The organism is Pseudomonas sp. 3A(2025), from assembly GCF_054589175.1.
The window spans coordinates 22,949-46,137 of the sequence record NZ_BAAILM010000048.1 but is presented as its reverse complement, the minus strand read 5'-3'; the positions used below and the strand labels follow the sequence as shown (position 1 = coordinate 46,137).

The window sequence follows — 23,189 nt, the reverse complement described above, 5'->3', positions numbered from 1 at the left end:
GGCCCATTCGCCAGCAGAGCTGCCTCCTACAGGTTGACGTAGACCAATCAATCCTGTGCCTGCCACATCATCTGTAGGAGGCAGCTCTGCTGGCGATTGCTGGGGGGTACAAGCACCGCAGATGTTACGCAGCGCCGCCCAGATAAAAATCGTGCATGTCTTCGCGCGCGGCCATTTGCCGTGCTTCGCCCTGGTCCACCACACGCCCTCCTTCCATCACGTAGGCGTAATGCGCGTGACGCAAGGCGACGTCGATGTTCTGTTCAGCCAGCAGAAAGCTCACGCCTTCGCGGGTATTGAGTGCGGCGACGATGTCGAAGATCTCGTCGACCAGTTGCGGCGCCAGGCCCATGGACGGCTCGTCGAGCAGCACCAGCCGTGGGCGAGAGATGAGTGCGCGGCCCAGCGCGACCATTTGCTGTTCGCCGCCGGAGGTGTAGCCGGCCAGGCTCTTGCGCCGGGTTTGCAAGCGTGGAAACCAGTCGTAGATGCGCGCCAGTTCGTCGCGCAACTGGCCGCGTGACATGCGTGGCCCGGCGAAAGTGCCGGTCAGCAGGTTTTCTTCGACGGTCAGGTGCGCAAAGCAATGCCGGCCTTCGAGTACCTGCACCAGCCCGTCACCGGCCAGGGCCTGGGGCGAGCGGCGGGTGATATCGCTGCCCTGGTAATGCACGCTGCCGCGCACCACCTCGCCGCGTTCGGCACGCACCAGGCCAGTGATGGCCTTGAGCGTGCTGCTCTTGCCGGCGCCATTGGCGCCGAGCAAGGCGACTATCTGGCCTTGCCCGACCTTCAGCGACACACCGGCCACGGCGAGCATCACCTGTTCGTACACCACTTCAATATTGTCGACTTGCAGGATCATCCTCACCTCCAGCACAGGGGCCGGGAATAACGCTCGGCCGGTTAAACGGCGATCAGCCTTCCTTGCTGCAATCGCGCGGGGTGATGCCCTTTTCCTGGGCGTACTTGTGCGACGAGGCCTCGATGATCGGCCGCAGCAGCGCGCGGTCAGCCTGTACCCAGTCGCTGATCAGGTTCCATTTCTCGCCGTCCCACTGCTGAAAGCGCACCGCGCCACCGCCTTCATGGTCGGCGCACGACAGTTGCAGCGGCTGTACCAGGCCCTTGGCGCCCAGCGCTTCGAGGCGTGCATCGTCGAGTTTCAGGTGCTCGAAGCCCCAGCGAACCTGCTCGCCGGTCAGCGGCTGTTTACCGAACTTCTCTTGGGCGATGCGCAGCGCTTCGATATTGAGAATGCCGTTGACCACGCCAAGGTTGTAATACACGGTGCCGAAGCGCTTGGGGTCGGCCAGATCGCCCTGCCCTTTATCGACCACTTGCTGCTTGATGCCTTGCAGCACCGGGAAGGCGGTGCCGGACGGGTGCGTGGTGATCGCGATAAAGCCTTTGGCCGCGCCGCCCGCTGGCGTGGCGTCTTCTTCGGAGTTGCTCCAGATATTGCCGATGATGTGATCGGCCGGGTAACCGACCTTTTGCGCGGTTTTCAGCGCTACCGGGTTCATCACGCCCCAGCCGCGCAGGATCACCCAGTCGGGCTTGATACGGCGGATGTTCAACCACTGCGATTGCTGCTCGTTACCGGGGTGCGGCACCTCCAGCAAGGTCAGCTCGAAGCCGTACTTGTCGGCCAGGGTCTGCAACACTTCGTTGGTTTCCTTGCCGTACGGCGAGCCGTGGTACAGCGTGACGATCTTCTTGCCCTTGAGCCCGGCCAGTCCGCCGCTCTTGTCGGCGATCCAGTTGATGATCGCCGACACCTCGGAGTACGGGTTCAACTGCAACGGGAAGGCATAAGGGAAAACGCTGCCATCGGTGGAGTCGGTACGCCCGTGGTTGATGGTGATCAGCGGCAGTCTGTCGGCGGTCGAGCGCTCCAGCGTGGCATAGGCGATGCCCACCGACAGCGGGTTGGTGGCGGCAGCGGGCGCGCCATTCAGGCCTTTTTTCAGGCGCTCGTAGCATTCGACGCCCTTCTCGACTACGTACTCGGTTTCGCACTCGCTCCAGGTGAGCTTCACGCCGTTGACCCCGCCATTGGCGTTGACGTACTTGAGGTAGTCGATAAAGCCACCGAAAAAGCCGGTGCCGCCGGCGGCATACGGGCCGACCCGGTAGCTTTGCAACGGAAAGTATTGTTCGCCCTCGGCTTGCGCCGAAAAAGACGCAGCAAGGCCCAGCGCCAGGGCGAGGCCGCCGGCGATTACGTGTTTGATCATGGTTGAATCCTTGTTCGAATGAGTTGGCAGACAGGGTGCGGCAGACAACGTGGGCCAATGCCCAAAGGTTCGCTCAGTAGCGCAGCGGCCAGAGCCGTGCACGCTCGCGGAATTTCTTCCAGAGGCGCGCCAGGCCCTCTGGTTCTTTGATCAGAAACAGGATGATCAGCGCGCCGAACGCCATCTTCTGCAGGTTCTCCAGTTGCCCTGCGGCGATCAGTCCGGCTGGCAGCAGCGTGGCCAGGTTGGACAGCAACAAGGGAAACAGCACGATAAAGGCCGCCCCCAGGAAGTTGCCGAGAATGCTGCCCAGCCCGCCGATAATGATGATGAACAGAATCTGGAATGAGCGGCTCAGGTCGAAACCGTGGGGCTCCACCGTGCCCAGATAGGTGAACGCCCACAGAGCGCCGGCAATGCCGAGGTAAAAGCCGCTGATGGCAAAGGCCAGCAGCTTGGTCTTGAGCAACGGAATGCCGATCACGGCCGCAGCGGTGTCCATGTCGCGCACCGCCATCCAGTTACGCCCCAGCTCGCTGCGCACCAGGTTGCCTGCCAGCCAGAACAGCGCCAGCACCACGCCGAGGGTCAACAGGTAACGGCCGGCCGGCGAGCCAAAGTCGACGCCGGCAATCTGCAACGGCGGCGCGCTGATCACCCCGGAAGCATTGTCATTGGAAAACCAGCTGAACCGAGTCAGCGCCCATTGCACGAAAAACTGCGCCGCCAGGGTCGAGACCAACAGGTAAAAGCCCTTGATGCGCAGACTCGGCAAGCCAAAGACAATGGCCACCGCCGCCGCTGTCAGGCCACCCAGCAGCAGGCTCACCAGCAACGGCAGGCCCGGCACCCGCAGCTCGACGTTGTAGGTGGCAAACGCGCCCACCGCCATGAACGCTGCCGAGCCGAGCGATAATTGCCCGGCATAACCGGTCAGCAGATTAAGCCCAAGGCCGGCCAGCGACAGCACCAGAAACGGGATCAGAATGGCGCTGAACCAGTAATCATTGCCCAGCCAGGGCACTACGGCAAAGGCCGCAAGCACCAGCAGCGCCACGCTAATGCGGTCCTGACGCAAGCGAAAAAAGCGCCGATCCTCACGGTAAAGGGTGCTGAACTGGCCGGCTTCTCGGTAGAACATCGTCACTACTCCTTACACGCGCTCGATGGCGCGTTCACCGAACAAACCTGCCGGACGCACCAGCAAGAACAACAGCGCCAACACATAGGGAAACCAGTTTTCCAGACCGCCGCCGATCACCGGGCCCAGATAGACCTCGGCAAGCTTTTCCGAGGCGCCGATGATCAGCCCACCGACAATGGCGCCGCTGATCGAGGTAAAACCGCCGATGATCAGCACCGGCAGCGCCTTGAGCACGATCAGCGACAGTGAAAACTGCACCCCCAGCCGCGCACCCCACAACAGGCCAGCCACCAGACCGACAAAACCCGCCACCGCCCAGACCACCACCCAGACCCGTTGCAAACGAATGCCCACCGCCTGGGCGGCCAGCGGATCGTCGGCCACCGCGCGCAGGGCCAGGCCCATGCGAGTGCGGTTGAACAGCAGCGACAGGCCAACCACCAACACACCGGCGGTGGCCGCCGCGAACAGGTCGAAGGCCGACAGCAGCATGCCGTGCAGTTCCAGCGGCTCGTCGCTGATGCCCAGCTCCAGCCCATGCACCTGCGCGCCCCATAGCGCTTGCGCGGCACCCTCAATGACGTACGACAGGCCCAGCGTGGCCATGAACAAGGTGATCGGCGGGCGATTGACCAATGGCCGCAGCACCACACGTTCGACCACTACCGCCAGGGCCAGCATCACCGCCAGGGTGATCAGCAGCGCCAGCCAGAACGGCACGCCACGTTCCAGCAGGCTGACGAAGGTCAACGCAGCGAACAGCACCATGGCGCCCTGGGCAAAGTTGAACACCCCGCTGGCCTTGTAGATCAGCACAAAACCGATGGCGATCAGCGAATACATCACTCCCGCCAACAGGCCGCCAATCAGCACCTCGAAGAAAAATTCCATGGTTGTTTTCCAGTCAGTGGCGGGCGCCGAGGTAGGCGGCGATGACGTCCGGGTTGCGCCGCACTTCACTCGGTGATCCGTCGCCGATCTTGCGTCCGTAGTCGAGCACCACCACATGGTCGGACAGGCTCATCACCACGCCGATGTCATGCTCGATCAACACCACCGTGGTGCCGAACTCGCGGTTGATGTCGACGATAAAGCGGCTCATCTCGGCTTTTTCTTCGGCGTTCATGCCCGCCATCGGCTCATCGAGCAGCAACAGGCGCGGCTCGGCAGCCAGGGCACGGGCCAGCTCGACGCGCTTTTGCAGGCCATACGGCAGCTTGCCGACAATCGCATCGCGCCACGGCTGAATACGCAAGAAGGCCAGCACCCGCTCGGCCGCTTCGCGCTGTCGATCGTCTTCAGCCGGCGCCCGACCGATGCGCAGCGCCTGTTCCACCCAACTGGCGCGGCGCTTGAGGTTGCGCCCGGTGAGCACGTTGTCGAGCACGCTCATGCCCTTGAACAAGGCAATGTTCTGGAAGGTGCGGGCAATGCCCTGTTGCGCCGCCTGGTTGGGCCGCATCACCCGCCGGGTCTGACCGGCAAAGCGAATGCTGCCCTGCTGCGCCTGATACACCCCGTTGATCACATTGAGCAACGAGCTTTTGCCCGCGCCGTTGGGGCCGATCAGCGCACAGATCTCGCCCTCGGCCACGGTAAAACCGATGTTGCTGATCGCCTTGACGCCCTTGAACGACAGCGAAATACCCTGCAATTCCAGCAATGGCTGCGTATTCATATCGCCACCGACACGCCAAGGGGTTGATCGACGGTGTGCGACGCAAATGCCGGCACCGGTTCGCTGCCGGGCCAAACCAGAACCTGCACGCCCAGCACGGCAAAAAAACGCTGCGCCCGCTCATCCAGCGGCTGTCCCACCAGCAGCGCCACTCTGAGACGGCCAAAGCCCAGCACATCGCGCAGTGGCCGGCGAATCAGCACCTCGCCGATTAGCCCGCCAAACCGACCCGCGCCGTCACGCAACGCCCAGTCGAGTAAGCGCCGGTGCCAAGTGCCCGGCAACGGCAGGCGTTGCAGCACCCGAGCATACAACCGCCCGTAGGTTTCACGGGTGCCCAGCACCAGCGTCGGGCCCAGCTCGCGGCGGTCCTGATCGCGGGTTTCCAGGCGCTCAGGGAAATTCAAGGTAAAGCCGGCCAGCAGCCAGGGCGCTAGCAGATAACGCGCCTGGCCACTGGCGGCAAAGGCCCGTGCGGCCAGTGCTTCTTCGTGATCGCTCAGGCCTTGCTGTTCGACCAGTGGCCGGGCCTCTTTAAGTAATTGCGCATGGCTGAACAACTGCCGTTCCAGCCCGTTGGCATTCAGGTGATAGAACGCAAAGGCGATGTCTACCGCCTGCGCCTGCACCGCGATGGTCGCAGCGCTTGCAGCCGGTAAACGGGCGTAATCCTGCGCATTGCCGCGCGACAACTCATCCACCAGACCACGCGGGTCGGCATACACCAGCCAGCTCGGTTCCAGCCGCCAGTCACGCAGGCGGTTGATTTCCTCCAGCCCTTCGGCCAGCACGAATTCGACCGGCAACTGGCGCAGCACTTCGCCTTGGGCGCCAGCATCGTCCAGCGGGTCGATCAACACTGCCACGCCGCCCAGCCATTGCGCGGCCATGGCGGCAATCAGCGCTTCGGGGCGTGGCCGGCTGAGAATCAGCAGCTGTTTGCCGGCCTCGAAACCGCTGGCCTGCAAACTGGCCGCCACCTGCTGCACCTGCTGCTGAAGCTGCGCCCAGTTGAGTGCTTGCCAGATGCCAAGGGATTTGTGGCGCAAGGCAATCGCCTGCGCACGCGCGCCGGCCTGGTGCGCCAGCCATGCGGGTAACGTCAGCGCGCGTGCACTCATCAAGCGACCGCCTTGTCGGCCAGTTTCTGTGCTTCCAGCTCACGCACCAGCGGCAGCACGTGCTGGCCGAAGTACTCGACTTCTTCATGGAAGTGCAAGAAGCCCGAGAGAATCAGGTCCACGCCGACGGCCTTGAGCGCCACGATGCGTTCGGCGATCTGTTTCGGCGTGCCGATCAGGTTGGTCTTGAAGCCGTCGTTGTACTGCACCAGGTCTTCGAAGGTCGACTTGGCCCAGTTGCCCTCGCCTTCAGGGCTGGCCGCACCGGCATTTTTCACTTCGCTGCCGAAGGCATTGACCGCCTCGGGGTTGGCCTGATCGATGATGTCGCGCAGCACCGCCTGGGCTTCCTGCTCGGTGTCGCGGGCAATGATGAAGGCGTTGACCCCGACCTTCACCGAGTGACCGTTGGCCGCCGCCTTGGCGCGGATGTCATCGACCTGGGCCTTGATGCCTTCGACCGTGTTGCCGTTGGTGAAATACCAGTCCGACACCCGCGCCGCCATGTCGCGTGCGGCACGCGAGCTGCCGCCCTGGAAGATTTCCGGGTGCGGCTGCTGCAACGGCTTGGGCTTGAGGGTGTAGTTGCGAAACCGATAGAAATCACCGTTGAAGGTGAAGTTGTCCTGGGTCCAGATGCCTTTGAGGGCACGAATGAATTCTTCGGAACGGCGATAACGCTCGTCGTGCTCCAGCCACGGCTCGCCAATCGCATGAAACTCGCCCTTGAACCAGCCCGACACCACGTTGATGGCGACACGGCCGTTGGTGAACTGATCGATGGTCGCCAGTTGCTTGGCCGCCAGCACCGGGTTCCATGGGCCGGGCAGAATGGCCGCGATGACTTTCAGTTTTTCAGTGGCGGCCAACAGTGCGTGGCTGATGGTCACCGACTCGTGCTGGAATTCGGCGCCGTAGCCTGCGGTAAAGCGGATTTGCGACAGGGCGTAATCGAACCCCGAGCGCTCGGCGATTTGCGCCAGTTTGCGGTTGTAGTCGATGTCCCAGCTGGTGCGCTGTTCGATGTTGCTGACCACCAGGCCACCGCTGACGTTGGGCACCCAATAGGCGAATTTGATCGGTTGTTGGCTCATGTCGATAACTCCTCGAAGGTTTTGAATATCAGGCGGCGCTGAGCGCTGCGTGTTGAAAAAAGGCCACGGCGGGGTCCAGCGCCCGCTCGATGCGCGCCAGGTACGCGGCATCGACAAGCTGGTAATCGGTAAAGGCGTCGGCAGCGGCATACAGGCCATACGGCAAGGTGTGCGCCTGGAAGAAACCGAACAGCGGACGCAGTTGATGATCGATGACCAGTGCATGCCGATCGCTGCCACCGGTGGCAGCCAGCAACACCGGCACGCCTTTGAGCGACTGGTGATCGACCAGGTCGAAGAAGTGCTTGAACAGCCCGGTATAAGAGGCGCGGTACACCGGGCTGCCAGCGATGATCAGGTCGGCGTTTTCAATGGCCTGCAGGTGCGGCAACAGTGCCGGTGACGCGCTGTCGCGCTCCAGAGAACCGGCCAGCGTGCTGCCCAGCTCAGCGATACGCACCCAGTGCAACTCGACCGGCAAGCGTTGTTGCAGTTGCTGTACCACCGTATGCAACAGGCTGTGGGTGCGCGAGGGATTGCGCAGGCTGCCGGATACCACTACCACCTTGATGGGTTTGCTCATTTCGTCCTCTTCGGCGTTCGCCTTGATACAGGACGTAGAGCAGCAACCGTGCCAACCAGAAAATTTGTTTTAAATCAAATAGATGGGAATTAAATACTGTGAACGAACGATGTCCATTCAACAGCAAGGTGTTAAACAACTGTTGATAGCCGAACAGTTGGATAGGGCGTTTCGTAGGGATCAGCATCGACGTTGCTGTAGGCCAGTCAACAGCAGATCAGCAAGCTGTCGTGGCGGGCACATCGAAGAAAGCGTCCATAAACAACATAAGCCATTGATTTAAATGAACCTATCAGTCAGGCACGGAGTTTGCGATAGCACCGGTATCACTCATTGATCCCGGAGATAGCCAATGTCTGTCCAGCAGCACCTGCCCCAGCTTTCCACCGGCACTGACTACGAGTCGCTTGCCAACACATTCCGCCCGGTGTTTGCGCGCATTGCCGAGACCGCGCTGGAGCGCGAACTCACCCGCACCCTGCCCTTTGAGCCGATTCGCTGGCTGAAGGAAGCAGGCTTTGGCGCCGTACGCGTACCGCGTGAACACGGTGGCGACGGCGCTTCGCTGACGCAACTGTTGCAGTTGCTGATCGAGCTGGCCGAGGCCGACTCCAACATTCCCCAGGCGTTGCGTGGTCACTTCGCCTTTGTCGAAGACCGCTTGAATGCCCATGCCCACAGCGACCAGAGCGTGTGGTTCGAGCGCTTTGTCAAAGGTGAACTGGTGGGCAATGCCTGGACCGAAGTGGGTAACGTCAAGATTGGCCAGGTGATCACCCGCGTCTCGCGCCTGGGTGAAGGTGCAGAGGAGCGCTGGGTGGTCAATGGCACCAAGTACTACAGCACCGGCAGTATCTTTGCCGACTGGATCGACCTGTACGCCCAGCGCGACGACAGCGGCGAAGACGTGATCGCCGTCACCCGCACGGCGCAAGCGGGCGTGACCTTGCAGGACGACTGGGACGGTTTCGGCCAGCGCACCACCGGCAGCGGCACCTCAAGCTTTGTCAATGCCGAGGTGGCCGAGCACGACATCCTGCCGTTCGCCGGGCGCTTCAAATACCAGACCGCCTTCTATCAACTGGTGCTGCTCGCGGTGCTGGTCGGCAGCGGTCGCGCGGCAGTGCGCGATTTTGCCCGTCAGGTCAGCCAGCGCACCCGGGTGTTCAGCCACGGCAACGCCTCTTCGGTGGACCGCGACCCGCTGGTGCAGCAAGTGGTCGGTCGCGCCTCGGCCCAAGTGTATGCCGCCGAGGCCACCGCCGTGCGGGCGGCACAGGCTTCGCACGCGGCTTATCTGGCGCATTTCGGCACCGACAGCGAAGCCGAACGCCAGGCCAATCTGCAGGCCGAGCTGGAATCGGCCCAAGGTCAGGTGGTGATCAGCGATCTGATCCTGCGCGCCACCAGCGAGCTGTTCAACGCCCTCAGCGCCTCGGCCACCAGCAGCGCCAAACAGCTCGACCGCCACTGGCGCAACGCCCGCACGGCCGCTTCGCACAATCCGCTGATCTACAAGGAACGGATCATCGGTGACTGGGAGATCAATGGCACCGAGCCGCCGTACATCTGGCAAATCGGCGGCGGCTCGAAAGCTTCGCAAGGCTAAAGTCGCTTGCGTAGGAGCGGCTTTAGCCGCGAAGGGTCAAACCGACGGCGCCTGGTTCGCCGCTGAAGCGGCTCCTACGGGGGGTGTTGCGGGAAGCTTTGGCTTGTTGAGCAAAAACACCAGCACCGCCAGCGCACCCACCAGCCCCGGCAAGGCAAAGGCCAGAAAACTGGCCTGCAACGGCAACCCGCTGGCGTGCAATGCACCGCCCAGCAACGGGCCGATTATTGCGCCGGTGCGACCGATGCCCATGGCCCAACCCAGCCCGGTACTGCGAATCTGCGCCGGGTAATACTGCACGGCACAGGCATTGGCCAGGATCTGCGTGCCGATGGTGCAGGCGCCGGCAATCGCCACCAGCAAATACAGCACCGCCAGCGGTGCCTTGAACGCCAGCAGGCTTAGCGCCAGCGCACCACAGGTGAAAAACGCCAGCAACACCTTGCCCAACCCCACACGGTCGCCCAGCCAGCCGCCACCAATCGCACCGATGATTGCGCCGACGTTGAGCACCAGCAGAAAGGTCAGGCTGGAATTGAGACCGTAGCCTGCACTGCTCATCAGCTTGGGCAGCCACGAACTCAGGGCATAGACCATCAGCAGGCAACAGAAGAACGCCAGCCACAGCATCAGCGTATTCAGGGTACGACCTTCGCGGAACAGTTCGCTGATCGAGACATTGGCGTTGCGGCCCGAGGCCTGCTCCAGCGCATCACCCGGCGCGGGCTGATAATCGGGTATCGCCTGGTCGAGAATGGCTTTGGCGCGCTCGGTCTGGCCGCTGCGCAGCAGATAGTTCATCGACTCCGGCAACTGGCGCACCAGCAGCGGCAACGCCAGCAAGGGAATCGCCGCCACGTAAAACACCGCCTGCCAGCCCCATTGCGGAATCAGCAACATGCCCAGCCCTGCCGAGAGCATACCGCCCAGTGAATAGCCACTGAACATGATCGCCACCAACGTGCTGCGCGATTGTTTGGGCGAGTATTCATTCATCAAGGCCACGACATTGGGCATCACCCCGCCAATGCCCAACCCTGCGATAAAGCGGCAGATCCCGAACACTTCCGGGCTTTGCGCCAGGCCATTAAGCGCCGTGACGCCGCTGAACAGGATGACGCAAAAAGCGATGGTCTTGCGCCGGCCTATCCGGTCCGACAACGAGCCGAAAAACAGCGCGCCGAACATCATGCCCACCAGCGCGCAACTGCCCAGCGCCCCGGCCTGCAATGACGTCAGCCCCCATTCGGCCATCAACGAGGGCAGCACCACGCCGTAAATCACCAGGTCGTAGCCGTCGAAGATAATGATCAGCGCGCACCACAGCAGTACGCGAGCATGAAAGGCATTGAAACGAACCCCGTCCAGCAGGGCTGTCACGTTGATTGTGCGCATGGCATGGCTCTATTTATTGTTGTTATTCAAACCGCAGGCGTGGGCCTGCGGGGTGTGCAAGGTCTTGTTTCAGGCCGCCTGCAACCAACCGAGCCGCTGCTGCGCCTGACGCAGTTCGCCATCGAAGTCGTGGTCCCAGAGCCAGGCGAAACGCTCGGCCAGGGTCTGCCCCAGCAAGCCTTCGTCGGCGGCCGTCCTTTGATCGCGCAACTCGTACAACTCTCCGGCCTGATGCGAAGTGCGCTGCACCCGGCAGGCGCGCGGCCGGCGAATCGCGTCATACGCCTCAAGCACCTTCGGCAGCGGCGCGTCGAGTACCTGCGGGTCGGCCAGTAGACGCGCCAACAGCCAGGCATCTTCCAGCCCCTGGCCGGCACCGGCGCCCTGGTGTGGCAGCATGGCGTGGGCAGCATCGCCGATCAACGCCACGCGGTCATGCACGTAGCCTGGCAATTCATCGAGTTCATGCAGCGCCCACAGGGTCGGCGCCGGAATGCATTCGAGCAGAATCCGCGCGGCATCGCCCCAGCCATCGAAGGCCTGAAGCATTTCAGCCTGGCTGGTGGTGCGCACCCACGGCTGGTCAGCCGGCCACTGCGGATCGGGCTGGCTGCGGTCAGAGACAAACGCCACCACGTTGATCAAACGCCCCTGTTTGACCGGAAAGGTCAGGATGTGCGCGTCGAGGCCCAGGTACATCTGCGGTACATCCAGCAGGTGTTCGTCTACACCGCGTTCACGGTAGGCGGCGCGCAGGGTGTCGCTGTCGATCAGGCCGCGATAGGCACAGGTGCCGCTGAAACGCGGGCTGGCCAGCGGCTGACCGAGACCGCCGAGCACGTGATCGCGAATCGAAGACTTGATGCCGTCGGCGCCGATCAGCAGGTCGCACGCATGCTCGGTACCGTCGGTAAAAGTGATGTGCACCTGTTCAGCATCCTGGCGGACGCTGAGTGCACGTTTGGAGAACTGCGCGATGCCGTCGGGCAACTGGCTAGCCAGCGCATCGAGAAAGTCAGCACGGTGCACCGAAGACTGGCCGACACCCGCCGCGACACTGGCGCTCAGGTAACCGGCATCCACGCCCCGACGCCATTCGAACCAGACATCCTGCCAAGGCGCTGGCGTCTGATCGGCGATCTGCCGATAGGGCTCGGCAATGCCCAGCCCGGCAATGGCGCGCACGGCATTGGCGCCGAACGACACGCCAGCACCCACTTCGCCAAAGGCGGCGGCGGCTTCAAAGAGGGTTACATCGAGGTGAGCATGGCGGCACAGGTCGATGGCCAGGGCCACGCCAGCGATACCGCCACCGACGATGGCAATGCGCAAGGAAGAAGGGTTTTGCATGGAAAGGCACTCCATCGGGCTGATTGTTTTTGGTATGAGCGCATGGTGGGGGCAAATACATTATTGATAAATACAGCGAATCGAATAGAAACTATCACCAACGTGAATAACCGGATCTTTCTGGATGAACCTGCGCACTCTCGACCTGAATTTGCTGCTGGTGCTGCATCAACTGCTGATCGACCGACAGGTATCAGTAGCGGCCGAGCACCTGGGCCTGACCCAACCGGCGATGAGCAACGCCCTCAAGCGTCTGCGTACAGCCCTGGATGATGAGCTGTTCGTGCGCACCGGGCGTGGCATGCAGCCCACCCCTTATGCCGCCAGCCTCGCGGAGCCGGTGGCACAAGCGCTTGCCCTGCTCGGCCAGGCGCTGCAACCCAAGGTGGCGTTCGACCCGGCGCACAGTCAGCGGCGTTTCACGTTGGCGATGACCGATATCGGCGAAATCTGGTTCATGCCACGCCTGATCGAAGCGCTTCTGCAACGCGCGCCCGGCGTGTCGGTAACCACCGTGCGCAGCGATGCGCAGTTGTCCGAAGCACTGGCCGACGGCAGCATCGATCTGGCCGTCGGCCTGCAACCTGATCTGCAACACGGTTTTTACCAGCGCCGGCTGTTTATCCATCGCTATGTCTGCCTGTGCCGACGCGATCATCCACTGGCTCACCAACCGATGAACACAGAAAACTTTTGCAACCACGCCCATGTGCATATCGCCGCCACCAGCACCGGCCACGGCGAAGTCGAACACTACCTGCGCCGTGCCGGCTTGCATCGCGATATACGCCTTGAAGTACCGCACTTTGTCGCGGTCGGGCATATATTGCAGCGCAGTGATCTGGTGGCCACGGTGCCGGAGCGTTTCGCCTCGACCTGCATAGGACCCTTCCAACTGGTCGCCCTGCCCTTGCCGGTGCCTCTACCGGAAATCGCCATCAACCTGTTCTGGCACACGCGCTATCACAAGGACCCGGCGAATCAGTGGTTTCGCGATTTGATGTTTGAGTTGTTCAGTGATTGAGGCAACACACATACATACCCGCAAGGTATCGCAGCCTGCCTAAAACGGAATAGTCCTGCATGACTCCTGCCGTCTAGACTGGCCAACAATGCACGCCAGACAACAAGAGAGAACGTCCCGCCATGATCATTTCGGCCTCTACCGACTACCGCGCCGTTGCGCAACGCAAGCTGCCGCCGTTCCTGTTTCATTACATCGATGGCGGCGCGTATGCCGAACACACGTTGCGGCGTAACGTCGCCGATCTGGCCGACATCGCGCTGCGTCAGCGGGTGCTACGCAATATGTCGGAGCTGAGCCTGGAAACCCGTTTGTTCGGTGAAACCCTGACGATGCCGGTGGCCCTGGCGCCGGTTGGCCTGACCGGCATGTATGCGCGGCGTGGCGAGGTGCAGGCGGCGAAGGCCGCCGATGCCAAGGGCATTCCGTTCACCTTGTCGACGGTGTCGGTGTGCCCGATCGAGGAAGTGGCACCGGCAATCAACCGGCCCATGTGGTTCCAGCTGTATGTGCTCAAGGACCGCGGCTTTATGAAAAACGCGCTGGAGCGTGCTAAAGCCGCAGGTGTGACCACATTGGTGTTCACCGTCGATATGCCGGTGCCCGGCGCCCGCTATCGCGATGCGCACTCGGGCATGAGCGGCCCGAACGCGGCGTTCAGGCGCATGTTGCAAGCCTTCACCCACCCGACATGGGCCTGGGATGTGGGGATCAACGGGCGGCCGCATGACCTGGGCAATATCTCGACGTATCGGGGACACCCGACAGGCCTGGCCGATTACATCGGCTGGCTGGGCAATAACTTCGATCCGTCGATTTCGTGGAAAGACCTGGAGTGGATTCGCGAGTTCTGGCAAGGGCCGATGGTGATCAAAGGCATTCTGGACGCTGAAGATGCCCGCGATGCGGTGAGCTTCGGCGCCGATGGCATTGTGGTGTCCAACCACGGCGGTCGGCAGCTCGATGGCGTGCCGTCCACCGCGCGCGCCCTGCCGGCGATTGCCGATGCGGTGAAGGGCCAACTGGCGATTCTGGCCGACTCGGGTATCCGCAATGGCCTTGACATCGTGCGCATGATTGCCTTGGGCGCTGACACCGTGATGCTCGGCCGGGCGTTTATCTATGCGCTGGCAGCGGCCGGTGGCCAGAGCGTCAGCCACCTGCTGGAGCTGATCGAAAAGGAGATGCGCGTGGCCATGGTCCTGACCGGCGCCCGCTCGATCAGCGAGATCACCCGTGAGTCGCTGGTGCATGCCTGACCGGCGGCCCTACAGTTTTTACCTGTCCGGCCGATCAGTTCCTTACAAGTAAAATCACGGACTGATGAAATGGATATCTCTTTGAATACCGCCCTGAGCCCGCAACTGACGTTGTCGACCGCGTCGATCAAGGCGACAACCGAGGCTCTGGACCCTGCAACGACGAAGACCTTTGACACCCCTGCCGCGGTCTATCATCCCAGCGCAGAGGCCACTGCACTCAGCCAGGCCAGCGCGGCCGGTAACAATTGGGTGGGCAAGCCCGACTATGCCGACTTCCCGGCCATGGTCGCCAGGCACCAGGCTGCCCACAACGTATTGAAGGCCTCGTTCGACGAGTTCAAGTCGGCGCTGGCCTATGCGTTTCCCGATCTGGCCGAGAAAAAGTTCGGCTTTACCATCGACGAGGACGGCAACCTCAAGGCGCTGAACACCACCGGTGAGCTAAGCGGCAAGGACCTTGAGCAGCTCGACACGCTGTTGAACGCTTCAAGCGCGCTGAAACGCTCGGCCGAGGCTTATCGCGATGCGTCGATCGACATGGTCGCGGCAGAGTCGCCATTGAGCGCCAGCCTGTACAGCGAATATGTCCTGAACAAGGAAAACTTCGCCAAGACCATCGATCTGGCTGACTTGTTCATCGAAAGAAAAGACAAAGAGCTCAGCAGCGAAAAAGTGGCCGGCTGGTTCAATAGCCAGCTGTGGCGCAAAGGCGAGTACGTTCCGGCGCAGTATGGCGTCGTGGAGCAAGCCTAGTCAGGCGCTGACGCATCCACGCCTTGACACCCTTTACCCCTCACCTTCCTGGCTGCGCTTGCGCAGCAGATCAATGAACAACTGCAATTCACGACTGATCGGTTCATTTTTACGCCGCAACAACCCGAACGGCGCCATTTGCGCGTCGATGCTGACCGGCAGGGCCTTGACCAGGCCCATTTTCAGGTAGTCGCGCATCGCTGACTCCGACAGCACCATCACCGCATCGGTCAATTGCACCAGTTGCTGCATGGAGTACACCGAACTGCATTCGATGATATCGGCCGGCATCGGCAGCTCGTGCCGCAGCAACGCTTGCTCGAAGGCCGCCCGTGCCGGGCTCGATTGCGGCTGCAGGATCCATGGCCAGTCGCGGACCAGTTCGTGCCACTGCAAGGTCGGCCGGTCAGCCAGTGGATGGCCGCTGTGGACCACGGCGATCAAGCGTTCGTTGCCCAGCGGCTCGAACTCGTATTGCTCGCGGTCATTGCTGATGTCGCGCCGGGCCACGGCGATGTCGACGCGGCCCTGCTCCAGCAACTGCACCACCTGATCGCTAGTGTCGCCCATGATGCGCAAGCGCAAGCGCGGGTTGAGCGCCTTGATTTCAGCCACTGCGTGCATCACCAGATCCGGGGCAGCGCCCATGATCGTGCCAACCGACAAATAGCCATAACCGCCCTGCTTGCGTGCTTCCAGATCCGCCGCGCAACGGTCGAGGCCGCTCAAGGCGGCCTCGGCGAAACGCAGCAGCTCGCGGCCCAGCGCAGTGGGCTGCATGCCGCGCGGCAAGCGCTCGAACAGCTCGCAGCCGAACATGTCTTCGATCTCTTGCAGCATGCGGCTGGCAGCCGGTTGCGACATGTTCATGCTTACCGAGGCGCGGTGCAGATTGAGGCTGGAGCCCAGCATCATCAGCATCTGCAGGTGCTTGTAACGTAAACGGCCGAACAGGTGATGGTCGCTCATGCAGTCCTCTTTAGACCGATACCCTCAAGGCATCGGCTAACAGCTTATCTTCTTTGGACCTGCATCATAGTGCATGCGAGACCGTCAGGCCGCCGTGGAATACCAGGGATACAAACCAAAGACCATCGACGCCGCCATGATCACCAGGCATAACAGCATTGACCATTTGAAGGTGTATTTCTGATGGTCGCTGAACTCGACCCCCGCCAGCCCGCACAACAGATAAGTTGACGCCACCAATGGGCTGAGCAGGTGAACCGGCTGACCGACCATCGATGCCCGACCGATTTCAGCTGCGCTGATGCCATAGGCTTCGGCAGCATGCGCCAGCACTGGCAGGACACCGTAGTAGAAGGCGTCGTTGGACATGAAGAACGTGCCCGGAATACTCAGGATCGCCGTGATCGGCGCCAGGTACGCACCCCAGCTTTGCGGCAAGGCCCACAGCAGGGTTTCCGACATGGCCTTGACCATTCCGGTGCCGGAGAGAATGCCGGCAAAAATACCTGCCGCGAGAAAGATCGCAATCTGGTTCAGGGCGGTCGGCGCATGCGCGGCGATACGCCGGCGCTGGTCATCCATGCCCGGATAGTTGATGACCAGTGCAATGGAGAACGCCAGCATGAACAGAATAGGCAGTGGTAACACTTCAACGACCAGGCTACCCATCAGCACCAGCGTCAGAACAGCGTTGAGCCAGAACATCTTCGGCCGGCGCAGCTCTGCATTTTCATCGCTCAAGGTCAGCAGGTCGCTCATGTCTTCGTCGGGCAGGCTTGCGTGCCGACGATGATCACCCGGCAAGCTCAGCACGCCCAGGCGCTTGCGCTCTTGCAGCCCCAGGTAAAACGCCAGTGCCAGGACACTCACGAAGGCAATGACCATCGCCGGAATCAAGGGCAGGAACAGCTCGGTAGTTTCCACCTGCAAAGAGGCCGCAGCACGTGCCAGCGGCCCGCCCCATGGCAACAGGTTGGTGACACTGGCGGCGAGGATAACCACACACGGCAAGATAAGCGGGTTGATCTTCAAACGTTTGAACAAGGGCAACATGGCGGTCAACGTGATCATGTAGGTGGTCGAACCGTCACCGTCCAGCGACACCATCCCCGCCAACAACGTGGCAAACAATACCGCTTTGGCCGGATCGCCCTTTATAAGACGAATGAACGTACGAATAATAGGATCGAACAGGCCGGTATCGAACATCATGCCGAAGTACAGAATGGCAAACATGACCATGACCGCCGTTGGCGCTACTTTGCGCAAACCGTCGATCATCATCAGGCCCATGTCTGCGCTAAAGCCACCCAGTATCGCGAACAGAATAGGAATGGTAGTCATTGCAACCAGCGGTGCCAAACGCTTGGTCATGATCAACGACATGAACGTAATGATCATGCCATAGCCAAGTATGGATAACATTGAAGACCCTCAGCAGAACTTAGTTATTATTGGACGTCGTGCTTATATGAGCAGCTGATCAGCTCATGTGCAGACCGCCATTAATGGCGAAGTCTGCACCGGTGGCGAATGATGATTCTTCAGAGGCAATCCAGGCACACATGGCGGCGACCTCTTCCGGCGTTCCCAGGCGCTTGACCGGAATATCCTGAATCACCTTGTCCATACGCTCACAGGAGGTAATGGCCTTGAGGCGCTCGGTTCCGATATAGCCTGGCGATACGGTATTGACCGTCACCCCGCGTGCAGCCACCTCACGGGCCAGCGCCCGGGTAAAGCCGCGGATCGACGATTTGGCGGTGGCATAGTTGACCTGGCCGACATGCCCGAGTTGAGCATTGACCGTGGAGATATTGATCACCCGTCCCCAGCCCCGGGCCGACATATCGTCGATGACCTGCCGGGTAACGTTGAACAGGGAGTTGAGGTTGGTATCGATCACGGTTTGCCAGTCGGCCGGGACCATGTCGCGAAACAGCACATTGCAGACCGTACCTGCGTTATTGACCAGCACGTCGATTGGACCGACCTGCTGTTTGACGTTGTCGAAGGCCTTCACGGTAGAGTCCCAGTCGGCGACATTCCCTTCGCAGGCAATGAAATCGAACCCGGCACTTTTCTGTTTCTTTAGCCATTCAGCGCGAATAGGAGAATCGGGACCACAACCGGCCACGACAATAAACCCGTCTTTTGCCAGGCGCTGACAAATAGCCGTGCCAATACCGCCCATGCCGCCAGTGACAAAAGCAACTTTCTGAGTCATGACCTGGTTCCTTATAGTTGTTATCGAGTCGTCATCAACATGAAGTTCGGCCAGGCCGTGAACTTCATGCAGACGCTCATCCTAGAAAGGTGTTCGTGAAATTAAAATTGGTGTTTGAGCAAGGCTGCGTTCACCATCAGAGAACGCAGGTCGTTTTTTAGAGGCACCGCTCAGGGTGCAACGGCGACATCCGCCTGGCCACTCTCGGCCAGGGCGGTCGCCACGAAACCTTCGGCTTTCTTGCGTTCGATGAATGCGCGTACATAGGCTGCGCCCGCATCGCGACCGCGTGGAACGGCCATGGCTTGACGGATGGCGGTGAACGCCCCGTCGACAACCCGAAAACGTGGGTCGGCGACCGCCACTTTTTCCAGGGGTTGGCGCACACCGGCTGCCGCATCAAGTTGCTGCTCGATAAACAGGTCAACGGCGCCAGCCGAGGTTTCGGCCCGCTTCAGTTGCGCATGCTGCAGGGTCCGGCTCAGGAACAAGTCATAGGCTGCGCCCTGGCCGACCGCCAGGCGCAGACCGGGCTGGTCGAGTTCATCCACCACCTGATAGGGCGCGTCTGTTCGTACCAGGTAAGTGCCTTCGATGATCACGTAAGGCTCGCTGAAAGCAATCTGCGCCTCCCGGACCGGCTCGATGGCCAGAAACGCCAGGTGCCAGGCGCCCTGCTCCAAGGCAGAAAAGACTTTGCCTGCCGCATCGAAGGTGCGCATTTCCAGCGCCACGTCCAGCTCTGCGGCCAGGGCTTTGGCCAGTGCCACCGACACACCCTGGGGGCTACCGTCAGCGCCACGTTGAGCCAGCACCGGGTTACCAAAATTGATCGCAGCGCACAGGGTGCCCTCGGGCGCGAGGTCGGCGATAACCGCAGGGGTGATCTCACTCATGGGAATACTCCAGCAATGGCCTTACCAGATGGGCAAGGTGTAGGAAAGGATCAGGCGATTTTCATCGGCGTCGCGCGCAAAACTCGACCGGTAGGCCGCGTTGCGCCAGCGAATGCCGACGTTCTTCAGTGCACCGGTCTGGATGATGTATTGCAGTTCTATGTTGCGTTCCCACTCATGCCCGGTGCGGGTCGCGGTGGCGGCGTCGGCCTGGTCGCCGCTGACGTAACGCGTCATGAAGGTCAATCCCGGCGCGCCGATCGCCGCGAAATCATAGTCATAGCGCAACTGCCAGGAACGCTCGCCCGGTTCGGCAAAGTCGTTGATCTGGATGTAGTTGGTCAGGTAGGGATCGGTTCCGTTAATGAACGGCATCGAAGTGGAGCCATTCATTTTTTGCAGGCCCAGACCGAAGCCGTGACCATTGAGGCTGTAGGTGAACATGGCACTCAATGCGCCGCTGTCGATCGCGCCACCGCGAGCGGCGCCAGCATCATCGCTGAGCATGTAGCGCAGGTCGCTTTTGAGCTTGCCCGGGCCCACCGCCCAGGTGTGATTGAGGCCAAAGAAACTCTGGCGATAAACGTCCTGCAACTGCGCGTACTGGTAGCTGAGCGAGAGTTGCTTGCCAATGGCGTAGTCGGCGCCTCCCACCCAGTAGTCCTGACCTTCGGCAACTGCCGCAAAACGACGGTTCTTGTTATTCAGGGTCAGGTCTACAGCGTTGGTCGAATCCCGATCGGTCATGCGCACAAAGCGCGCGCCCACGATGTTCAGGCCGTCAATCTCCTTGACGTTGAGCAAACCGCCCTCGAATGTCTGCGGCAGGATACGGCCGGTGTTGGCCTGCAACGTCGGTAGCTTGGGTATCAGGGTGCCGTACTTGAGTTCGCTGTTGGACACCTTGACCTTGCCGGTCAGGCCCAGACGGCTGAATTCATCGGCAGCGCGGCCATCGCCGTGGGTGGGCAACAGCCCCGAGCCGGTACGATCAGGACTGGAGTCGAGCTTGACGCCCAGCATCCCCGTGGCGTCCAGACCGAACCCCACAGAGCCTGGGGTGTAGCCGGAGCGCACATCGAGAGTGAAACCCTGGGCCCACTCCGCACGTTTGGACTGCGCCGCGCCGTCGCGAAAATCGCGGTTGAAGTAATAATTGGACAGCCCCAGCGTGGCCTTGCTGTCTTGCACAAAGCCTTCGGCCTGGGCCAGACCGCCGAGCAGGCAGGGTGAAACGCAGATAAGGGTGTGTAGTTTGTTTTTATTGTTATGCATGAAACAGCTCCACTACGGCGACAGAAACCCTTGCGGTCCGCCGCAGCGGCCGCTCGGGCAATCAGGTATCGGGAAAGCGCTACGGGGCGGGGTCAGTGAGTCTGCTGGCTCGCAGCGGCGATGGGCTCTTCGGGGTCCTTGTTGGTCACGCGCATCAGCACGGTCATCAGGAAAGCGATCAGCAAGAGTGCGCTGAGAAACAGCAGGCCGGTCGAGGCACTCTGGCTGTTGCCCTTGACGATGCCGATCAACGAGGGACCGACAAAGCCACCCAGGTTACCGATCGAGTTGATCACCGCAATCGACACCGCAGCGGTGGCGCGATTGAGGAACAGCGTCGGCAAGGCCCAGAACGGTGACTTGAAGCTGTACAACCCGGACAGCGCCACACAGATCATGGCCATCGCCAGGTACGGAATGCCGAGCATCCCGGCCCCGACCAGGCCCAGCGAGGCCACCAGCAATGGAATCGCCGAGTGCAGCTTGCGCTCGTTGCGCTTGTCGGAGCTGCGCGACCACAACACCATTGCCACGGTGGCAACGATGTAGGGCAGCATGGCGATCAGGCCGATCTGGGTGTGGCTGAGCTTGTCGGAAAAGCCCTTGATGATCTGTGGCATCCAGTAACCGACGCCCAGGCTGCCGCACTGGTAGACGAAGTAGATGAACGACAGGTACAGAACCTTGGGGTTGGTCATGGTTTTGTAGACGCTCAGGCTCTTGACGTTCTTGCGGCTCTGGCGGTCGCGTTCCAGCTCGGCCAGCAGCCACTCCTTCTCTTCGGGCTTGAGCCATTTGGCCTGCTCAGGCTTGTCGGTCAGAAAGAAGTAGCAGGCAATACCCAGAAAGACGGCCGGGATGCCTTCCAGAAACAGCATCCAGCGCCAGCCACTCCAGTCGAACCACTTGACGTTGTCCATGATCCAGGTGCTTAACGGCGCACCAATGATGTAACTGACCGGGATGGCGGCCGTAAACAGCGCCACGGTGGTCGCCAGTTCACGGGAACGGAACCAGAACGTCAGGTAGACAATGATGCCAGGGAAGAAACCGGCTTCGGCCACCCCCAGCAAAAAGCGCAGTACGTAAAGCTGATTGGCCGTCTGGGCGAACGCGGTCAGCGCTGCAATAAATCCCCAGGTGACCAGGATGCGGGCAATCCAGACCCGCGCGCCAAACTTGTTGAGCATGACGTTGCTCGGCACTTCGAACAGAAAGTAGCCGATAAAGAAAATTCCGGAAATGAAGCCGAAGGCCTCGCTGGACAGCGCCAGCTCCTTGTTCATCTCCAGTGCCGCGTAACCGATGTTGGCCCGGTCGAGGTAGGAGACGATGTAAAGCAGGAACACAAAGGGGATGATCCGCCAGGTAATCTTGCGGACTATCGCGTGCTCATCAGGTGTCTTGTTTTTATTCATGGTGACCTCACACGGAACCCGCTCAGGCCGGCTCCTTTCATTTTTATGGTTGCAAAGCGGTTCAGGCAGAAAAAACCATGCATACCGGACTGCCGGCGCACATCGAGAAACCGGTGCTGCTTAACGTGCCGTGTTGCGGGTCGACAGCCATGCAGACGATGGTGTCGCTGTCCTCATTGAGCGCGAACAAAAAGCGCTGATTGGGCGTCAGGGCGAAGAAACGTGGGGTCTTGCCCTGCGTGGGCACAAACGCCACCGGGCTCAACAGGCCACTGTCGGGGTCAATGGCGAACACCGCGATGCTGTCGTAGCCACGGTTGGAGACGTAGAGATAACGCCCGCTGCGATCGATCTCGATCTCCGAGGCACGGCTGTTGCCTGTGTAGGTTTCAGGCAACGAAGGCAGGACCTGTATCGGCTGCAACGCACCGCTGAGGGGGTCGAATCGATAGCTGGTGACGCTGGAGTCGAGTTCGTTGATCACGTAGGCGAATGCAGCCTTCGGATGCATCGCGATATGGCGCGGACCGGCACCTTCACGGCTGGCCACAGAGGGCTGCGCGGCCGGATACAACTTGCCGTTATCGAAGCGGAAGCTGAACACTCTATCCAGGCCCTTGTCCGGCACCAGCACAAACTGGCCGCTGGCATCGAATGGATTGAAGTGCGGTTTGGCAAACGGTTGCTCGACACGATGCGGTCCCGGCGTTCCCTCAAGCTCAAGCAACTGATTGACACTGCCCAGCGCGCCATTTTCAGCGACATTGAGCACGGCCAGGGTGCCGCTGATGTGGTTGGACACCACCAGAAAGCGCTCACTGGGGTCCAGCGCCAGATGCACCGGGTTCTTGCCGGCGCAGCTCTGCCGATTGAGGAACGTCAGCTGGCCGCTGGCCTTGTCGACACACAAGGCACTGACTTCATCCTGATCACCGTGAACGGTGTACAACCGGTCACCGGCGCGGTTCAGCGCCAGGAAAGAAGGGTTGATCAGGTCATCGACCACCTGCACCTGTTCCAGTGTGCCGGCCTGCTGATCCAGCCGATAGACCGTGATGCCGTCACCTCGGGCATTGCGCTCACGGGTTGTGCGCGATCCGACATACGCAAACATAGGGATTGTTCTCCCGCGGGTAGAAAGGGTTGAGGAT

At 61.1% G+C, this 23,189-nt stretch carries 21 protein-coding genes; 4 read left to right on the top strand and 17 right to left on the bottom strand.

All coding sequences use genetic code 11. The features are described from left to right. Positions 1–124 precede the first annotated feature (124 nt). From ACYP2A_RS18015 to msuE, 8 genes are all read right to left on the bottom strand, one after another. Positions 125–865 carry an ABC transporter ATP-binding protein gene (locus tag ACYP2A_RS18015; RefSeq protein ID WP_459747014.1) on the bottom strand — a complete coding sequence of 247 codons (741 nt, stop codon included), beginning with the start codon at positions 863–865 and terminating at the stop codon, positions 125–127. Positions 866–917: 52 nt separating this feature from the next. Beyond that, complete coding sequence (locus ACYP2A_RS18010; RefSeq protein WP_459747013.1) at positions 918–2,240, bottom strand: ABC transporter substrate-binding protein; 1,323 nt, start codon at positions 2,238–2,240, stop codon at positions 918–920. A gap of 73 nt (positions 2,241–2,313) precedes the next feature. Next, positions 2,314–3,381 carry a branched-chain amino acid ABC transporter permease gene (locus tag ACYP2A_RS18005; RefSeq protein WP_459747012.1) on the bottom strand — a complete coding sequence of 356 codons (1,068 nt, stop codon included), beginning with the start codon at positions 3,379–3,381 and terminating at the stop codon, positions 2,314–2,316. A 12-nt stretch (positions 3,382–3,393) separates the two neighbouring features. After that, positions 3,394–4,275, bottom strand: coding sequence for a branched-chain amino acid ABC transporter permease (locus ACYP2A_RS18000; protein WP_459747010.1), 882 nt, complete (start codon positions 4,273–4,275; stop codon positions 3,394–3,396). Between the two features lie 13 nt (positions 4,276–4,288). Next, positions 4,289–5,062, bottom strand: coding sequence for an ABC transporter ATP-binding protein (locus tag ACYP2A_RS17995; protein WP_459747008.1), 774 nt, complete (start codon positions 5,060–5,062; stop codon positions 4,289–4,291). Continuing rightward, the gene (locus tag ACYP2A_RS17990) at positions 5,059–6,183 is read right to left on the bottom strand and encodes an AMP-binding protein (RefSeq protein WP_459747006.1); all 1,125 of its coding nucleotides are present in this window, start codon (positions 6,181–6,183) and stop codon (positions 5,059–5,061) included. The genes ACYP2A_RS17995 and ACYP2A_RS17990 overlap by 4 nt, the downstream gene beginning before the upstream one ends. Beyond that, the gene (gene sfnG / locus ACYP2A_RS17985; RefSeq protein ID WP_459747355.1) at positions 6,183–7,283 is read right to left on the bottom strand and encodes a dimethylsulfone monooxygenase SfnG; all 1,101 of its coding nucleotides are present in this window, start codon (positions 7,281–7,283) and stop codon (positions 6,183–6,185) included. Before sfnG ends, ACYP2A_RS17990 begins: the two co-directional genes overlap by 1 nt. Positions 7,284–7,305: 22 nt before the next feature. Further along, entirely contained in the window at positions 7,306–7,860 is a 555-nt protein-coding gene (gene msuE / locus ACYP2A_RS17980) for an FMN reductase (protein ID WP_459747005.1), read from the bottom strand. Between the two features lie 352 nt (positions 7,861–8,212). On the opposite strand from msuE, the gene ACYP2A_RS17975 reads away from it, so the two are divergent. Beyond that, complete coding sequence (locus ACYP2A_RS17975) at positions 8,213–9,469, top strand: acyl-CoA dehydrogenase family protein (protein WP_459747004.1); 1,257 nt, start codon at positions 8,213–8,215, stop codon at positions 9,467–9,469. 36 nt (positions 9,470–9,505) lie between these two features. Here the strand turns inward: ACYP2A_RS17975 and ACYP2A_RS17970 are convergent, their stop codons facing one another. Then, complete coding sequence (locus ACYP2A_RS17970) at positions 9,506–10,864, bottom strand: MFS transporter (protein ID WP_459747003.1); 1,359 nt, start codon at positions 10,862–10,864, stop codon at positions 9,506–9,508. Between the two features lie 69 nt (positions 10,865–10,933). Continuing rightward, on the bottom strand, positions 10,934–12,214 hold the full coding sequence (gene salA, locus ACYP2A_RS17965) for a salicylate 1-monooxygenase (RefSeq protein WP_459747001.1): 1,281 nt from the start codon (positions 12,212–12,214) through the stop codon (positions 10,934–10,936). 124 nt (positions 12,215–12,338) lie between these two features. Here salA and ACYP2A_RS17960 point away from each other — a divergent pair, with 124 nt between their 5' ends. From ACYP2A_RS17960 to ACYP2A_RS17950, 3 genes are all read left to right on the top strand, one after another. After that, on the top strand, positions 12,339–13,238 hold the full coding sequence (locus tag ACYP2A_RS17960; RefSeq protein ID WP_459747000.1) for a LysR family transcriptional regulator: 900 nt from the start codon (positions 12,339–12,341) through the stop codon (positions 13,236–13,238). Positions 13,239–13,360: 122 nt separating this feature from the next. Continuing rightward, a complete protein-coding gene (lldD, locus tag ACYP2A_RS17955; RefSeq protein ID WP_459746999.1) occupies positions 13,361–14,497 on the top strand; it encodes an FMN-dependent L-lactate dehydrogenase LldD in 1,137 nt (378 codons plus the stop codon). Between the two features lie 69 nt (positions 14,498–14,566). After that, positions 14,567–15,253 (top strand): hypothetical protein, encoded by a 687-nt coding sequence (locus ACYP2A_RS17950; RefSeq protein WP_459746998.1) that lies wholly within the window; start codon positions 14,567–14,569, stop codon positions 15,251–15,253. Positions 15,254–15,286: 33 nt separating this feature from the next. Here the strand turns inward: ACYP2A_RS17950 and ACYP2A_RS17945 are convergent, their stop codons facing one another. The 7 genes from ACYP2A_RS17945 to ACYP2A_RS17915 form a co-directional block, all read right to left on the bottom strand. Then, entirely contained in the window at positions 15,287–16,222 is a 936-nt protein-coding gene (locus ACYP2A_RS17945) for a LysR family transcriptional regulator (protein ID WP_459746997.1), read from the bottom strand. A gap of 84 nt (positions 16,223–16,306) precedes the next feature. Beyond that, positions 16,307–17,647 carry a CitMHS family transporter gene (locus ACYP2A_RS17940; protein WP_459746996.1) on the bottom strand — a complete coding sequence of 447 codons (1,341 nt, stop codon included), beginning with the start codon at positions 17,645–17,647 and terminating at the stop codon, positions 16,307–16,309. Between the two features lie 58 nt (positions 17,648–17,705). Then, a complete protein-coding gene (gene phbB / locus ACYP2A_RS17935) occupies positions 17,706–18,449 on the bottom strand; it encodes an acetoacetyl-CoA reductase (protein WP_459746995.1) in 744 nt (247 codons plus the stop codon). A 170-nt stretch (positions 18,450–18,619) separates the two neighbouring features. After that, entirely contained in the window at positions 18,620–19,345 is a 726-nt protein-coding gene (locus tag ACYP2A_RS17930) for a transporter substrate-binding domain-containing protein (protein ID WP_459746994.1), read from the bottom strand. Positions 19,346–19,366: 21 nt separating this feature from the next. Continuing rightward, positions 19,367–20,620 carry an OprD family porin gene (locus tag ACYP2A_RS17925; protein WP_459746992.1) on the bottom strand — a complete coding sequence of 418 codons (1,254 nt, stop codon included), beginning with the start codon at positions 20,618–20,620 and terminating at the stop codon, positions 19,367–19,369. A gap of 92 nt (positions 20,621–20,712) precedes the next feature. After that, entirely contained in the window at positions 20,713–22,038 is a 1,326-nt protein-coding gene (locus ACYP2A_RS17920; protein ID WP_459746991.1) for an MFS transporter, read from the bottom strand. Between the two features lie 61 nt (positions 22,039–22,099). Then, on the bottom strand, positions 22,100–23,152 hold the full coding sequence (locus ACYP2A_RS17915) for a lactonase family protein (RefSeq protein WP_459746990.1): 1,053 nt from the start codon (positions 23,150–23,152) through the stop codon (positions 22,100–22,102). Positions 23,153–23,189: the final 37 nt, after the last annotated feature.

Coding starts and splice junctions, on each gene's coding strand:
- ACYP2A_RS18015 (WP_459747014.1), bottom strand. CDS start 865: ATGATCCTGCAAGTCGACAATATTGAAGTGGTGTACGAACAGGTGATG.
- ACYP2A_RS18010 (WP_459747013.1), bottom strand. CDS start 2,240: ATGATCAAACACGTAATCGCCGGCGGCCTCGCCCTGGCGCTGGGCCTT.
- ACYP2A_RS18005 (WP_459747012.1), bottom strand. CDS start 3,381: ATGTTCTACCGAGAAGCCGGCCAGTTCAGCACCCTTTACCGTGAGGAT.
- ACYP2A_RS18000 (WP_459747010.1), bottom strand. CDS start 4,275: ATGGAATTTTTCTTCGAGGTGCTGATTGGCGGCCTGTTGGCGGGAGTG.
- ACYP2A_RS17995 (WP_459747008.1), bottom strand. CDS start 5,062: ATGAATACGCAGCCATTGCTGGAATTGCAGGGTATTTCGCTGTCGTTC.
- ACYP2A_RS17990 (WP_459747006.1), bottom strand. CDS start 6,183: ATGAGTGCACGCGCGCTGACGTTACCCGCATGGCTGGCGCACCAGGCC.
- msuE (WP_459747005.1), bottom strand. CDS start 7,860: ATGAGCAAACCCATCAAGGTGGTAGTGGTATCCGGCAGCCTGCGCAAT.
- ACYP2A_RS17975 (WP_459747004.1), top strand. CDS start 8,213: ATGTCTGTCCAGCAGCACCTGCCCCAGCTTTCCACCGGCACTGACTAC.
- ACYP2A_RS17970 (WP_459747003.1), bottom strand. CDS start 10,864: ATGCGCACAATCAACGTGACAGCCCTGCTGGACGGGGTTCGTTTCAAT.
- salA (WP_459747001.1), bottom strand. CDS start 12,214: ATGCAAAACCCTTCTTCCTTGCGCATTGCCATCGTCGGTGGCGGTATC.
- ACYP2A_RS17960 (WP_459747000.1), top strand. CDS start 12,339: ATGAACCTGCGCACTCTCGACCTGAATTTGCTGCTGGTGCTGCATCAA.
- lldD (WP_459746999.1), top strand. CDS start 13,361: ATGATCATTTCGGCCTCTACCGACTACCGCGCCGTTGCGCAACGCAAG.
- ACYP2A_RS17950 (WP_459746998.1), top strand. CDS start 14,567: ATGGATATCTCTTTGAATACCGCCCTGAGCCCGCAACTGACGTTGTCG.
- ACYP2A_RS17945 (WP_459746997.1), bottom strand. CDS start 16,222: ATGAGCGACCATCACCTGTTCGGCCGTTTACGTTACAAGCACCTGCAG.
- ACYP2A_RS17940 (WP_459746996.1), bottom strand. CDS start 17,647: ATGTTATCCATACTTGGCTATGGCATGATCATTACGTTCATGTCGTTG.
- phbB (WP_459746995.1), bottom strand. CDS start 18,449: ATGACTCAGAAAGTTGCTTTTGTCACTGGCGGCATGGGCGGTATTGGC.
- ACYP2A_RS17930 (WP_459746994.1), bottom strand. CDS start 19,345: ATGAGTGAGATCACCCCTGCGGTTATCGCCGACCTCGCGCCCGAGGGC.
- ACYP2A_RS17925 (WP_459746992.1), bottom strand. CDS start 20,620: ATGCATAACAATAAAAACAAACTACACACCCTTATCTGCGTTTCACCC.
- ACYP2A_RS17920 (WP_459746991.1), bottom strand. CDS start 22,038: ATGAATAAAAACAAGACACCTGATGAGCACGCGATAGTCCGCAAGATT.
- ACYP2A_RS17915 (WP_459746990.1), bottom strand. CDS start 23,152: ATGTTTGCGTATGTCGGATCGCGCACAACCCGTGAGCGCAATGCCCGA.